This window comes from Pseudomonas sp. SDO55104_S430, assembly GCF_054070595.1.
On the sequence record NZ_JBSVXG010000058.1, the window covers coordinates 17,677 to 31,655 of the forward strand.

Here is a 13,979-nt window from a genome sequence, read left to right on the forward strand (position 1 = left end):
CCATTGAGACAAGGGGCAATATTTCGACGCTGGTCACTTCATGGATTGACATTTAAGACGACCAGTCTAATAATTTTTTGCAATTTATAGCCGATCGGTCCAATAAAGGAAAAAGCCATGTTCAACGCAATCCTGATTGAGAAAGACGACACCGGTAACCACGCGCGCATCGCACAACTGGAGCCATCACAGCTCCCACCCGGCAATGTGATCGTACGAGTGGCCTGCAGCACCCTCAACTACAAGGATGCCTTGGCGATCACCGGCAAAGGTCCGGTGGTTCGCTCCTTTCCAATGGTGCCGGGGATCGATCTGGCAGGCATCGTCGAACACAGTGACCACCCTGAATTCAAGGCGGGTGACAGCGTCTTGCTCAACGGTTGGGGAGTGGGCGAAGGGCACTGGGGTGGACTGTCCCAGGTGGCTCGATTGAATGGCGACTGGCTGATTCCGCTGCCCGAAGGCTTCACCGCTGCGCAAGCCATGGCTATCGGCACCGCAGGATACACGGCGATGCTTTCGGTGCTCGCCCTGGAGCGCAATGGCGTCACGCCGGACAAAGGCGAAATTCTGGTCACTGGAGCCAATGGTGGGGTCGGCAGTTTTTCCATCGCCCTCCTCTCCCGCCTGGGCTACACGGTAGTCGCCTCTACCGGTCGCCTCGAGGAGACGGACTACCTGAAAAAACTTGGTGCATCGCAAATCATCGACCGCGCCCAGCTGAGCGAGCCCGGCCGCCCACTGGCAAAAGAACGGTGGGCCGGTGCCATCGACTCAGTGGGCAGTCACACCCTGGCCAACGTCTGCGCCAGCACTCGCTACGGTGGCACTGTCGCGGCTTGCGGCTTGGCGCAAGGCATGGATTTTCTCGCCAGCGTTGCCCCCTTCATCTTGCGGGGCGTGACCCTGGCCGGCATCGACAGCGTGATGCGCCCGCGCAAGGATCGATTGGAGGCGTGGAGTCGTCTGGCTCGGGATCTTGATCTTGCCATGCTGAAAGAAATCACCCGGGAAATAGCCCTGAGCGAAGTCGTGCAGACGGCCAGTCAACTGCTGGCCGGCGAAGTACGCGGACGGGTGGTGGTGAACGTCAACAGCTGAGCAATCGCCCTCAGCGACGGGTAATCAACCCTTGTCGGGCAACACGGACCAGTTGCCTGATAACTTCCGGGGCATCTTCGATGCCGGGAGATTGAATCACCGCCAGATCGAAACTGTCGCTGGCGAACCGAGCCAGCGACTCACCATCTTCGACGAACTGAATGAGAAACGCTGCCGGTCCACCGGTGCGGCGCGGCCAGCCGTCCAGATAACGCAAAAGCGTCGGCTGATGTTTACCGCCAAGCAGGATTTTTGGATTGCGCTGGGTGAGATGTGCCGTGATCGGCGCGGGACGTACAACGGGGCTTGGTGCATTCATCATGTCGTGTCTCTGCCTCAAAAGTCTGCATGGCAGGTGAGAGGCAACACCGAACCAGCGCTTTAGCGGAATTTCGAAACCGTTTCCGGCTTCTACGGCGACTGATCGAGTCACCTGGCGCCCCGCAAGTAGCTGTTTAAATCGGCGCATGAGCAGCATCCTAGAGAAGCTGACCGGACAGTGTCAAGAATGACGCACAACACTGTCTGCGACTTTCCGGAGCGCACAAAAGAAAAATGCCCGAATCGCGAGATTCGGGCATTTGCCTTGATCGATCAGAAGACCGCCGGGGATCAGTGACGCTTGTGACCTTTGGCCAAGTTGTTGCCTACACCGCCGCCCAACGCACCACCCAGGCCTGCACCGATGGTGGAACCAGTCTTGCCACCCAGGCTGTTGCCGATAACCGAACCGCCAGCGGCGCCCACACCGCCACCGATGGCAGCGCTGGTGCGGTGGCCTTTCTTGGCGGCAACAGCGCTGCCGGCTGCGCCCGCTACACCAGCACCGATGGCTGCGCCAGTGCTGCCGCCCATGCTTTGGCCAACAACGTTACCCAGCGCGCCGCCCAAACCGCCGCCGATTGCGGCAGTGCCGTCGCCAGCCATCGCGCCTTGAGCGACCAGAAGACCCAGAACCAAAGCAGGCAGAGTGAAACGCATGACAAAAACCTCAAAAATAGGGAAGAAAATCAAAAGGGTCGGGATTGAATGCTTTAGGGCAGACAAAGTCCAGACATGCGCGTGCGCAGCCTCGTTATCGGCGACGGTTGGACAGTTTTTATGGAAAAGGTTTTATGACAGGCAAAAAAAAGCCCGCTGGGGAACGGGCAGGGTGTTGCTTCTAACGGATGAGGTCAGCCTACGTACGGTCTTGTGAAAACTTTGTGAAAAGCCGGACACCTTAAACATTCGTTCACACAATTCGAAGGCACGGAAATCCGGACACAAAAAACCCCGCGCGATGGCGGGGGTGATTCAAGCCATTCACTTCCTGGCCGGCGGCGTCACTTTAGGAAGAAATTTCCCTTTCAGTACCCGACTCGCCTGGGTCTTGATCCTGCGGACTTCAACCTGATCCTCGCCGAAGCTCGCGACGTATACAGTCTGCCCACAGTGGACGAAATTGTTGATCGGGAATTCTGCACCATCATCTTCAATGTACGGATCAACCATTTCATCACCCCTTTGTCAAAAGCGGGATCGACACCGGCAAGCCCATTGCCCGAACCATATCGATCACCAAGCATTTTGAGACTAGCCGGTCATTACCGGACTTGTGATTCAGATTGCCGAACGCCCGACGAATGGACCCAACTGCAGTTACCTCAACTTCACCGCAGTCCCGGTCACGAACACCACGACCATGCCGCCCTTGCCCGCGGGCATGCTGATCTCGTAATCGAGCCCCACCACCGCATCCGCCTGAAGGGCCCGCGCCCGCTCCTTGATCTCATTGGTGGCCTGGATACGTGCTTCCTTCAAGGCGCGCTCCAGCGTCTGGGAGCGTCCACCGAAAAAGTCCCGCATCCCGGCAAACACATCGCGGATGACGTTGATGCCCTGCACCGACTCGGCGCTGACAATGTCCAGGTAGGCGGTGATTTGCCGGCCTTCGATAGCGTGGGTGGTGGTCGTGATCATTGCATTCCTGTTTGCACTGACTAGTGGATGGTGGAGCGGCCAGCGCCGCGCTGGGAACGATATCAGGGAACCAGAAGCTTTATCAGGAGCGCGGTGACAGTCGCTACCGTGCCGATAAAGCCAACGGCGATGACAACCGGATACCAGAAAACCTCACGGGTCATCTTGCCCGCTTCGGCGTTCAACTTGCCCGCTTCGGCGCGCAACTTGCGTTGCTCGGCTTTCAGCTTGGCGATTTCCAAAAGGATCTTTTCGTACTCGGCTTGCTTCATGGTCGTGTCCTGCATATCGATGCTCTCCGTCCCTGGTCAGTCGGTATGGTTATTTCCTGCGGGTCAATTCTGTACACGGAACGCGTCCAACGAACACTCCCCGCCAGAACGGGCGACTTTAAGCACGCAGCCCCTTGGAAACCCCGTGCTGCCTGGCTTTACGGTGCAACGTCCTACGCACCGCTCCAGATTCCTACATCATTTTCAGCAACACCTGTAGGAACACCGACCCCGAAAAGCACAAAACCCCTGGCTTCTTTCGAAACCAGGGGTTCTGTTTACATCGAATTTGGCGGTGAAGGAGAGATTCGAACTCTCGATACAGTTTCCTGTATACACACTTTCCAGGCGTGCTCCTTAAGCCACTCGGACACTTCACCGTATCTCTTCAAACATGTTCTGTCTGTCGAGGCGCGCTAATGTAGTCGAAAGCTTTTCCGATGGCAAATATTTTTTTCAGAATTTTCATGTGCTTAACGCAATTCGTTGTTTCGGGCTTATCGGATGATGGCAAACCGGCCAATCTCTGGTTCAACGTACGCTTACATATAGAAGGCAACGCAACGCCAGCATGGCGCGCCGGCCCGCAAAGACGGGCAAAGGGTGACTGGCTGGTCAGTCATGGCGCTTTACCTTGCCCAGAGCCGTGGGTAACGTCTGCCCATCTTTATTGAAAGGAATAGCGTCATGAGTGAGTTGATTTCCTACCACCTCGAAGACGGTATCGCGACCCTGACCCTGAGCAACGGCAAGGTCAACGCCATCTCTCCGGACGTGATTGCAGCCTTCAACGCTGCCCTGGATCAGGCGGTGACGGATCGCGCGGTAGTCATCATCACCGGTCAGCCGGGGATTCTCTCGGGCGGTTACGATTTGAAGGTCATGACCTCCGGCCCCAAGGAAGCCGTGTCGCTGGTCACCTCCGGCTCGACCCTTGCCCGTCGCCTGTTGTCGCACCCGTTCCCGGTGATCGTCGCCTGCCCCGGCCATGCCGTGGCCAAGGGTGCGTTCCTGCTGTTGTCGGCGGACTACCGCATCGGTGTCGACGGCCCGTTCAGCATCGGCCTGAACGAAGTGCAGATTGGCATGACCATGCACCACGCCGGTATCGAACTGGCCCGTGATCGCCTGCGCAGGTCGGCGTTCCACCGTTCGGTCATCAACGGTGAAATGTTCAACCCTCAGACTGCCGTGGATGCCGGTTTCCTCGATGTCGTGGTGTCGGCCGAAGAACTGCAGAGCACCGCGCTGGCGGCGGCTCGTCAGTTGAAGAAGATCAACATGACCGCCCACAAGAACACCAAGTTGAAAGTGCGCAAGGCGCTGCTGGAGACCCTGGACAACGCGATCATCGCGGACCAGGAACACCTGGGTTAATAATCCAGTACGACCTTTGTGGGAGCGAGCCTGCTCGCGATGGATGACACCGATAACGCGCAGTCTCTGAATTAGTGCGTTGTCTGTGAGTTTTCGCGAGCAGGCTCGCTCCCACATTGATCATGTTGAGCCTTCCCTGCCTGAGCCGCTCTGGCCTGCGCGTGACCAATCAGTCAGAAACAATTGCTTAAACATCGCCTATCTCCCGCCTTCTGAGTGGCAATTGCCGAAAACAGTGCACATCCGTACACTGCGCCACCTTTTGTCCCGGTGGGGCCCGAAAATGCTGTTTGTTTTACGTATGTCATTGATGGCCCTGCATTTTATCGTGGCAGGTGTGCTCGGCGTGGTACTCGGTCTGTGCCGCCCTTTCAATCCCGATAACAGTCGTTTGTGCGCCCGCCTCTATGCCTGGCCGGCGATGTGCATTTTGCGTTTGCGGGTGAAGGCCGATGTCGGCCCATTGATGGATAAACCCGACAGCTGCGTGATCATTGCCAACCACCAATCCAACTACGATCTATTCGTGTTCGGCAACGTGGTGCCTCGCCGTACCGTGTGCATCGGCAAGAAGAGCCTGAAATGGGTTCCCCTGTTCGGTCAGTTGTTCTGGCTGGCCGGTAACGTGCTGATCGACCGCGGCAACGCGCAAAAGGCGCGTCAGTCGATGCTGACTACAACCCATACCCTGCAAAACGAAGACACTTCGATCTGGGTCTTCCCCGAAGGCACACGCAATCTGGGCAAGGAATTGTTGCCATTCAAGAAAGGCGCCTTTCAGATGGCCATCGCTGCGGGAGTTCCGATTGTCCCGGTGTGTGTCAGCAGTTACGTCAAGCACATGCGATTGAACCGCTGGCGCGGTGGGAAAATTCTGATTCGCTCGCTGCCGGCGATTCCCACCGCGGGCCTGAGCATGGATGACATGCCCATGTTGATTGCCCGCTGCCAGGAACAGATGCGCGAATGCATCGATTCGATGGACCGGCAACTTCAAGCCGCCTGAACATGAAACCCGCCTTGCGCGGGTTTTCTTTTGTGCAGAACTTCGCAAGTTTCACTGACTCTCAACTCTTGGACAGCGCTAAGCTGAAGACTGCCTGGCCATTTGCCTGAGGCTGGCGAATTTGCCTAAAACTGCCAAGAAGAAGTGAACAAAGATCATGGGTCGAGTTGTTGCTGCCGCGGTCTACAGCGCTGGTAAGAAAGTCACCAATATCACTCTCGATGAAGGCGCGTCCTGGGCGGCGAAACCTGGCCACTTTGTCTGGATCGGCCTGGAAGAGCCCAACGCCGAGGAACTGTCCAACTTGCAACGCCAGTTCAACCTGCACGAACTGGCCATCGAAGACGCCCTGGAAAAACACAGTCGCCCGAAACTGGAAACCTTCGGCGACGCGCTGTTCATCGTCACCTATTCCCCCATCCGGGAAGACGGCAAGCTCAAGTTCATCGAGACGCATATCTTCGCCGGCAACGGCTACATCATCACCGCGCGCAACGGCCACTCGGCGTCCTACGCCCATGTCCGACAGCGTTGTGAGGCGCGTCCGCTGCTGCTGGAGCACGGGGAAGATTTCGTGCTCTATGCCCTCCTCGACTTCGTGATTGAAAACTATCAGCCGATGGGCGAAGCGATCCACGCCGAGATCGATGAGCTGGAACACAACGTGATGTGCGGCTCGCTGAACGAGTGCGACATCCAGAACCTGCACGGCCTGCGTCGCGATGTACTGCGCCTGCGCCGTTATGCGGCGCCGATGGTGGAGATCGGCGAGGAACTGCAGCGACTCAGCTTCCCGTTCATCGACAAGAACATGCGCCCGTATTTCCGCGACGTGCAGATCCACGTCAAGCGGCAGCTGGAAGACCTGACTACCCTGGCGGAAATCGCCAGCCAGACCATCGAAGTCGGCGTGCTGCTGGAGGCCTCACGACAGAGCGTGGTGCAACGCAAGTTCGCGGCCTGGGCGGCGATCCTGGCGTTCCCGACGGCGATTGCCGGGATCTACGGGATGAATTTCCAGGACATGCCGGAGTTGAGCTGGCACTACGGGTATTTCGGGGTGCTGGGGGTGATTACGGTGGGGTGTGTGAGTTTGTGGGCGAGTTTCAAGAAGTCCGGCTGGCTGTAAATCTGCAAACTGGAATACAAATCTCTGTAGGAGCAAGCTTGCTCGCGATGAACGCAATAACACCGCGGGGCGTCAGACACCCAGCGTTATCGTTGACGACCATCGCGAGCATGCTCGCTCCTACAGGTCAGCCTTATGCTGCTTCTGGCTTGTGCGCCACAAACCGCATCATCCACTCCGCCACCGTGGCGCCGTGATGCTCACTGTCCAGGCTGGCGATCCCTTTCGAATAAATCTGTTCGCCCAGCGCCTGCTGACGAATGTCCAGCAACGCGCGGGAGTAATCGTGGATGAATTCCGGGTGGCCCTGGAAGCACAGCACCTGATCGTTGATGTGGTAGGCAGCAAACGGACAGAAATCGCTGGAAGCAATCACCGTGGCGTTTTCCGGCAGTGACGTCACCTGATCCTGGTGGCTGATCAGCAGCGTCAGCTCCTCACGCACCGGGCTCATCCATGGCGCCTTGGCGGCCATTTTGTAGTTGTGGGTGCCGACACCCCAACCCTGGGTCGCACGCTCGCTCTTGCCACCGAGCAACAGCGCCAGCAACTGATGGCCGAAGCAGACGCCCAGCAGCTTGTCGCCACGCTCATAGCGGGTCAGCAGGTATTGCTTGAGGGTCTGGATCCACGGGTCGGTACCGAAGGAGTCGGCTTTGCTGCCGGTCACAAGGTATGCATCGAAGGTCTCATCATCGGCAGGATAATCACCCTGCACCACGTTGTAGATGGTGAAATCGGCGGCAATCGGTTGCTGCGAAAACAGGCGCTTGAACATCTGCCCGTAGCCCTGATATTGGTCGACCAATTCCGGACGCAGGTTGTCGGTTTCCAGAATGCAGATGCGTAACGACATAAAAAATACCTGACACGTGATGGGAATAATGCACACCCCCAGAGCCTGCCTCTAACACTGCAACAAGGCAAGCCCCGAGATGCGTCATCCATCCCTAAAACGCCTCCCCCTTGCCGGCTTTTTCCAGCAACAGGGCCGGCGGCGCAAAGCGCTCGCCGTATTGCCCGGCCAGATACTGGGCCCGGGCGACGAAATCCCCGATCCCGTACTGATTGATGAACTGCAGCGCACCGCCGGTCCAGGCAGCGAAACCGATGCCGAACACCGAGCCGACGTTGGCATCGGCCGTCGACGTCAGCACGCCCTCCTCCACACAACGCACGGTCTCGATCGCCTGCACGAACAGCAGGCGATCACGCACGTCTTTGGCTGAAATCTGCCCGTCGGCCTTTTCGAAACGGTCTTTCAGTTCCGGCCACAGATGCTTCTGGGCACCGGCCGGATAGTCATAGAAACCGCCTCCGGCCGCCCTGCCCGCGCGTTTGTACTCGTTGAGCATCAGGTCGATCACGGCGGATGACGGATGCTCCACCAGCGGCTTGCCCTCAGCCAGCAAGTCCTTGGCGGCCTGCTGGCGGATATGGCTCATCAGGTTCAGGGACACTTCATCGGAGATCGCCAGCGGCCCGACCGGCATGCCGGCCTTGCGCGCTTCGGTCTCGATCATCGCCGCGCTCACGCCCTCGCCGAGCATCGCGAGGCCTTCATTGGTGAAAGTGCCGAATACCCGCGACGTGAAGAATCCGCGACTGTCGTTGACCACAATCGGTGTTTTGCGGATCTGCAGGACGAAATCGAATCCGCGCGCGAGGGTTTCGTCACTGGTGTTGGCGCCCTTGATGATTTCCACCAATTGCATCTTGTCCACAGGACTGAAGAAATGCAGGCCGATGAACTTGCTCTGGTCCGGCACCGCCGTGGCCAGGCCGCTGATCGGCAAAGTTGAAGTGTTGGAGGCGATCACCGCATCCGCGCCGACGATTTTTTGCGCAGCCAGCGACACTTTGGCCTTCAGCTCACGGTCCTCGAACACCGCCTCGATGATCAGGTCGCAACCGGCCAGATCCGCATCGCTTTCTGTGGTGTGGATACGAGCCAGAACGGCTTCGCGTTGCTCGACGCTCATTTGCCCGCGCGCGACTTTCTTGTCCAAAAGCGCCGCCGAGTGCGCCTTGCCCTTCTCGGCCGCGGCGAGGCTGATGTCCTTGAGCACCACCTCGATGCCGGCCGATGCGCTGACAAAGGCAATGCCCGCGCCCATCATCCCGGCGCCGAGTACACCGACCTTTTTTGTCACATGGGGCGCGAAACCCTGCGGCCGTGAACCGCCGGCATTGATTTCATTGAGCTGGAACCAGAAGGTGCCGATCAGGTTTTTCGAGACCTGGCCGGTGGTGAGCTCGGTGAAGTAGCGGGTTTCGATCAGGTGCGCCGTGTCGAAATCCACCTGGGCGCCCTCCACGGCGGCGCACAGGATCTTCTCCGGCGCCGGCATGCAGCCCTGGGTTTTGCTGCGCAGGATCGACGGCGCGATGGCCAGCATCTGCGCGACCTTCGGATTCGACGGCGTGCCGCCAGGGATCTGGTAGCCCTTCACGTCCCAACGCTGCACCGCGGTCGGGTTCGCGTTGATCCAGGCCCGGGCCTTGGCGAGTAGCTCCTCGCCGTTCGCCGCCAGTTCGTCGATCAGTCCGGCCTGCAGCGCCTGTTGTGGCCGCAGCTTTTTCCCTTCGAGCAGATACGGCAACGCCTTTTCCAGACCGAGCAGGCGCACCATGCGCACCACGCCGCCACCGCCCGGCAGCAGACCGAGAGTCACTTCCGGCAAACCGAGTTGCACCGAAGGATTGTCGAGCGCGACCCGGTGATGGCAGGCCAGGCAGATTTCCCAGCCCCCGCCCAATGCCGCGCCGTTGATCGCCGCGACCACCGGTTTGCCGAGGGTTTCCAGGGTGCGCAATTGCCCTTTGAGGGTCAGCACCATGTCGTAGAAAGCTTTGGCTTCGGGCTTGCCGACCTTGATCAATTCATTGAGATCACCGCCGGCGAAGAAGGTCTTTTTCGCCGAGGTGATGACGACGCCGGCAATGGCCTCCTTGTCGGCCACCAGGCGCGCGACGCAATCGGCCATGGCTTGGCGGTATACCGCGTTCATGGTGTTGGCGCTCTGGCCGGGCATGTCGATGGTCAGGACGACAATCCGGTCCTGGCCCTTTTCGTAACGAATGGCTTGGGTCATGAAAGTTTTCCTTGAAGGTCGGGCTCAGAGGCGTTCGATGATGGTGGCAATACCCATGCCGCCGCCGACACACAGGGTCGCGAGGCCATAGCGCAGGTGCCGGTTTTCCAGTTCATCGAGCAAGGTGCCGAGGATCGCGCAACCGGTGGCGCCCAGCGGATGCCCCATGGCGATCGAGCCGCCGTTGACGTTGACCTTGTCCGGATCGACCGCCATGTCCTTGATGAATTTCAGGACCACCGAGGCAAACGCCTCGTTGACCTCGAACAGATCGATGTCCTCGACCCGCAGCCCGGCCTTGGCCAGCGCCTTGCGGGTGGCGGGCGCGGGGCCGGTGAGCATGATGGTCGGGTCGGTGCTGGTCACGGCCGTGGCAACAATCCGCGCCCGTGGCCGCAACCCCAGCGCCTGGCCCTTGGCCTCGGAGCCGATCAGCATCAGGGCCGCGCCGTCGACGATCCCGGAACTGTTGCCGGCGGTATGGACGTGATGGATGCGCTCGACATGGCTGTAGACCCGCAGCGCCGTGGCGTCGAAGCCCATTTGCCCGATCATTTCGAAGCTCGGCTTGAGCTTGCCCAGGCCTTCCAGGGTCGAATCGGCGCGAATGAACTCATCGTGGTCGAGCAGGATGATGCCGTTCTGATCCTGCACCGGCACCAGCGATTTGCTGAACGAGCCATCGGCCCGTGCCCGCGCGGCTTTTTGCTGGGAGTGCAGCGCGTAGGCGTCGACGTCCTGGCGGCTGAAACCTTCGAGGGTGGCGATCAGGTCGGCGCCTACGCCCTGCGGGGTGAAATGGCTGTGCAGGTTGGTTTCCGGGTCCAGCGCCCAGGCCCCACCGTCGCTGCCCATGGGCACCCGTGACATGGATTCGACGCCGCCGACCACCACCAGGTCTTCGAAACCGGAGCGCACTTTCATCGCCCCCAGGTTCACCGCCTCCAGGCCCGACGCGCAGAAACGGTTGATCTGCACCCCGGCCACGCTGATGTCCCAGTCCGCCACCTGCACCGCGGTTTTCGCGATGTCGGCGCCCTGATCGCCAACCGGCGTCACGCAACCGAGCACCACATCGTCGACCTGACTGGTGTCCAGGTCGGTTCGCTGTTGCAGCGCGCCGAGCAAGCCGGCCACCAAGTTCACCGGCTTGACACTGTGCAGGGCGCCATCGGCCTTGCCTTTGCCGCGGGGCGTGCGTAACGCATCGAATATCAACGCTTGGGTCATGACGTCCTCGATCTTGTTGTTGGCCCCTGTAGGAGCGAGCTTGCTCGCGATGCAAGCCCGGACACCGCGGGCATCCAGACAGCCCGCGTCATCGTTGACGACCATCGCGAGCAGGCTCGCTCCCACAGAGGTTTGCATTGCCATCGGAAACAGCGATCTTTCTCTCTCTCAAGTAGTCCTAACCTTATTCCGAGCCACCGCCGATTCAATGACCGCAGCGCTCATCGACATTGACGGTCACGCTCAGACGGACGGTCATCAGGAGCCCGCTGAAGCGATTGAACACGCGCAGGTGTCTAGAAAAAGGCCGGCAAAGAAGCTGGCAATAGGCCTCATGCCTTTTTAATAGCTTTGAGTCAGAACACCATACTAAATGGATCTAAACCGCGAGTGACGCGGGCTCTAAGGTGAAGGTGTACGAAGTTGTCGTCGGGTTTTGCCGAGACGGTCGTTCATACAGGAAGTGCATCGTTTGCCGACATGGAGATATGCAGGCAGGCATCAGGAAATAACAAAAAGAAGGCGGTCAGCCATGTTCAAACAATCGAAAATTCGTCAAGCGGGTCTCATTCTCTTTGCCACTACGCTGTTGTTGATTCTGCCGAACCTGACCAAGGTGATCGGCTAGTCGGTTTGTGAAATCACGGCTCCAGACTTGTATATCGCCACAACAAAAATGTGACTGGCTCGCTACCCGAGCCAGCGTGGCTGTGCCAACCTTTGCGGCATTTTCCACGACATGGACGGCGATCCTTTGAAAACGCTCATTGTGTTCGGGGCCTTGCTGCTCAGCACGCCTCTGTATGCCGCACAGCTGAACCTGGAGCTGGGCGCAGACAGTCGCACCTGGCAGACCGAGGAACTGCTCAAGCACCCTCAGGCCCAGACCATCACCATCCCCAACGATGTTTCCTATAAACGCGACATGAGCTACCGCGCGGTGCCGATGGCGGCGCTGTTGAAGGACGTGAAGCCCGAGGACCATCTGCAGGCGGTAGCGCTGGACGGTTTCGCCGCGGAGTTGTCGGCGGCGCCGCTGCTCAACACACAAGGCGCGCGGGCCTGGCTGGCGATCGAAGACCCGGCCAAGCCCTGGCCTCCGCTGTCGGAAGGCAAGCACAGCGCAGGCCCGTTCTATCTGGTGTGGACCGATCCGAAGGCGGGCAACATCAGCCCCGAACAATGGCCATTCGAGGTCGCCAGCATCAAGCGTCTGGCGCCGGTGGCCGAGCGCTTCCCGGCTCTGCTGCCTGATCCGGCGCTGAAGGCGGACGATCCGGTAAACAAGGGGTTTGCGCTGTTTCAGAAGAACTGCCTGGCCTGCCACCGACTGAACGGTGCCGGGGATTCGCAGTTCGGACCCGACCTGAACATTCCGTACAATCCGACCGAGTACTTCGGTGCGGACTTCCTCAAGCGCTACATTCGCGATCCGCAGAGTTTGCGCCAGTGGCCACAGGCGAAGATGCCCGGCTTCTCGGCCGAGGTGCTGCCGGATGAGGATCTGGGGATGGTGGTGGGGTATCTCAAGCATATGGCGGGGCGCAAGGTTAAGCCCTGACTGTTCGCGCCTGATCCGGTTCCCCGGTGATTGCCTATCGCCCGCATAGTCAGAGTCGATTTCACCACCCGATCGGGGCTGTGGATAATCCGTGCATCCGCTGAAAAAACTTCGTCGATCCAAGGCGGCGAAGTTGACAGCTTCCACCTCCCGACCGGTTTTCCCTCCTTTCCGGTCTTACCGTTTGGCCACCTGCTCAGGTGGCCTTTTTTTTGGTCGACGCCAAGCGAAAGATCGCAGCCTTCGGCAGCCCTGCAAAAACGTGTTGAAAACAAAACGGCCGACCCGAAGGTCAGCCGCGCTTGCGATCGTTACTGTTCATAAGGTTATGCGAGTCGCCCTCGTACCTCCTGTTTCACACCCCAGCCCTCAATGATGCCGCCCAATGGCTCGACCACCGCTTCGAAACCCTGTTCGAAGTCGCCGATGTCGTCGTAGGTGGCGTACATGACCTTGCTCAACTCCAGCGCCCAGGCACCGTCGTCGCGCACGGTTATTTGCGAATTGAGGGATTCCCCCTGATGAAAATGATCCGCCGCCCTGCGTGCCCGCTCCTCGTCCGGGAAAATGGCGTAGAACTCGATGGGGTGGAACCTTGAAAAATCGAAACCGCCTTCTTTCATGCGGCGCAGCACGCTGCTGCTGATGTCTTCTTGATAGGCTGTGCTCATGAAACGTCCTCCTCAAAACCGATGGATAGACTTTCCGTACTCCCTGCGCGCGCAACCGTGGCTGCACGTGGTTCGGCACCCAGGTGCCGGCGGGAAACAAGCATGTAGCTGACAAGACCAGACCTTAGCGATCCATTCGCTGATCTCGATTGCAGAGTAGCCCCAGGACACAGGCGCTGCCAAGGGCTGGGTGAGAATGCGACAGGAAGTGTTCAGATTGGCGTGATGCCGAGGATTTGAATGCTGTTCTGCGTCTTGAGATTCTTGACGCTGGCGTCGACGGTTCGCCCTTCCAGATCGTTCAGATCCAGCTTGGCGGCAACAGGAAGGAACCGCTCCTTGATGAGTTTGGCGGCCTGCTCGTGACTCGGGCATTCCTCGCACTCAAAGACTTCGTTGATCGTTTGTCCATGATCATCCACGAAAGTGACTTTCCACTCTGACATCGCAGCCTCCTCGATCAAACCCGTAAGTGGGCTTACATCTATCTCGACCAAGTCGGCTGGCTAATGTTCCGGCGGATCTGTGCATCTGTGTAGGAGCGAGGCTTGCCCGCGAAGGCGATGTGTCAGGCA

Annotated in this window: 15 protein-coding genes and 1 tRNA gene; 5 read left to right on the top strand and 11 right to left on the bottom strand. The window is 59.1% G+C overall.

What is annotated here, in order from left to right:
* The first annotated feature begins 117 nt into the window (after nucleotides 1-117).
* Nucleotides 118-1,101 (top strand): acrylyl-CoA reductase (NADPH), encoded by a 984-nt coding sequence (gene acuI / locus ACW9JE_RS12895; RefSeq protein WP_457432958.1) that lies wholly within the window; start codon nucleotides 118-120, stop codon nucleotides 1,099-1,101.
* 10 nt (nucleotides 1,102-1,111) lie between these two features.
* Here acuI and ACW9JE_RS12900 read toward each other — a convergent pair whose 3' ends face one another.
* The 6 genes from ACW9JE_RS12900 to ACW9JE_RS12925 form a co-directional block, all read right to left on the bottom strand.
* Nucleotides 1,112-1,420: a class I SAM-dependent methyltransferase gene (locus ACW9JE_RS12900; protein ID WP_224537280.1), complete on the bottom strand. Its 309-nt coding sequence runs from the start codon at nucleotides 1,418-1,420 to the stop codon at nucleotides 1,112-1,114.
* Between the two features lie 293 nt (nucleotides 1,421-1,713).
* Nucleotides 1,714-2,082: a bacteriocin gene (locus tag ACW9JE_RS12905; protein ID WP_075948685.1), complete on the bottom strand. Its 369-nt coding sequence runs from the start codon at nucleotides 2,080-2,082 to the stop codon at nucleotides 1,714-1,716.
* A 324-nt stretch (nucleotides 2,083-2,406) separates the two neighbouring features.
* Entirely contained in the window at nucleotides 2,407-2,595 is a 189-nt protein-coding gene (locus ACW9JE_RS12910; protein ID WP_457432959.1) for a hypothetical protein, read from the bottom strand.
* 147 nt (nucleotides 2,596-2,742) lie between these two features.
* Complete coding sequence (locus ACW9JE_RS12915) at nucleotides 2,743-3,063, bottom strand: YbjQ family protein (protein WP_457432960.1); 321 nt, start codon at nucleotides 3,061-3,063, stop codon at nucleotides 2,743-2,745.
* Nucleotides 3,064-3,125: 62 nt separating this feature from the next.
* Complete coding sequence (locus ACW9JE_RS12920; protein WP_224537268.1) at nucleotides 3,126-3,335, bottom strand: hypothetical protein; 210 nt, start codon at nucleotides 3,333-3,335, stop codon at nucleotides 3,126-3,128.
* 290 nt (nucleotides 3,336-3,625) lie between these two features.
* Nucleotides 3,626-3,715, bottom strand: a tRNA-Ser gene (locus ACW9JE_RS12925).
* A 307-nt stretch (nucleotides 3,716-4,022) separates the two neighbouring features.
* On the opposite strand from ACW9JE_RS12925, the gene ACW9JE_RS12930 reads away from it, so the two are divergent.
* The 3 genes from ACW9JE_RS12930 (at nucleotide 4,023) to ACW9JE_RS12940 (ending at nucleotide 6,847) form a co-directional block, all read left to right on the top strand.
* Entirely contained in the window at nucleotides 4,023-4,712 is a 690-nt protein-coding gene (locus tag ACW9JE_RS12930) for a crotonase/enoyl-CoA hydratase family protein (protein WP_457432961.1), read from the top strand.
* A gap of 283 nt (nucleotides 4,713-4,995) precedes the next feature.
* Nucleotides 4,996-5,718: a lysophospholipid acyltransferase family protein gene (locus ACW9JE_RS12935; RefSeq protein ID WP_457432962.1), complete on the top strand. Its 723-nt coding sequence runs from the start codon at nucleotides 4,996-4,998 to the stop codon at nucleotides 5,716-5,718.
* 157 nt (nucleotides 5,719-5,875) lie between these two features.
* Nucleotides 5,876-6,847, top strand: a complete 972-nt coding sequence (locus tag ACW9JE_RS12940) for a magnesium and cobalt transport protein CorA (protein ID WP_224537273.1) — start codon at nucleotides 5,876-5,878, stop codon at nucleotides 6,845-6,847.
* Nucleotides 6,848-6,980: 133 nt separating this feature from the next.
* On the opposite strand, the gene ACW9JE_RS12945 is transcribed toward ACW9JE_RS12940, so the two are convergent.
* From ACW9JE_RS12945 to ACW9JE_RS12955, 3 genes are all read right to left on the bottom strand, one after another.
* Nucleotides 6,981-7,703 carry an amidotransferase gene (locus ACW9JE_RS12945; RefSeq protein ID WP_224537275.1) on the bottom strand — a complete coding sequence of 241 codons (723 nt, stop codon included), beginning with the start codon at nucleotides 7,701-7,703 and terminating at the stop codon, nucleotides 6,981-6,983.
* A gap of 94 nt (nucleotides 7,704-7,797) precedes the next feature.
* Entirely contained in the window at nucleotides 7,798-9,942 is a 2,145-nt protein-coding gene (locus ACW9JE_RS12950; protein ID WP_457432963.1) for a 3-hydroxyacyl-CoA dehydrogenase NAD-binding domain-containing protein, read from the bottom strand.
* A gap of 24 nt (nucleotides 9,943-9,966) precedes the next feature.
* The gene (locus ACW9JE_RS12955) at nucleotides 9,967-11,172 is read right to left on the bottom strand and encodes an acetyl-CoA C-acetyltransferase (RefSeq protein WP_224537282.1); all 1,206 of its coding nucleotides are present in this window, start codon (nucleotides 11,170-11,172) and stop codon (nucleotides 9,967-9,969) included.
* Between the two features lie 739 nt (nucleotides 11,173-11,911).
* On the opposite strand from ACW9JE_RS12955, the gene ACW9JE_RS12960 reads away from it, so the two are divergent.
* Nucleotides 11,912-12,733, top strand: coding sequence for a c-type cytochrome (locus tag ACW9JE_RS12960; protein ID WP_457432965.1), 822 nt, complete (start codon nucleotides 11,912-11,914; stop codon nucleotides 12,731-12,733).
* 326 nt (nucleotides 12,734-13,059) lie between these two features.
* On the opposite strand, the gene ACW9JE_RS12965 is transcribed toward ACW9JE_RS12960, so the two are convergent.
* Together ACW9JE_RS12965 and ACW9JE_RS12970 are read right to left on the bottom strand one after the other, a co-directional pair.
* Nucleotides 13,060-13,404, bottom strand: coding sequence for a ribonuclease E inhibitor RraB (locus tag ACW9JE_RS12965; RefSeq protein WP_224541004.1), 345 nt, complete (start codon nucleotides 13,402-13,404; stop codon nucleotides 13,060-13,062).
* A 212-nt stretch (nucleotides 13,405-13,616) separates the two neighbouring features.
* The gene (locus tag ACW9JE_RS12970; protein WP_224541006.1) at nucleotides 13,617-13,850 is read right to left on the bottom strand and encodes a hypothetical protein; all 234 of its coding nucleotides are present in this window, start codon (nucleotides 13,848-13,850) and stop codon (nucleotides 13,617-13,619) included.
* Nucleotides 13,851-13,979: the final 129 nt, after the last annotated feature.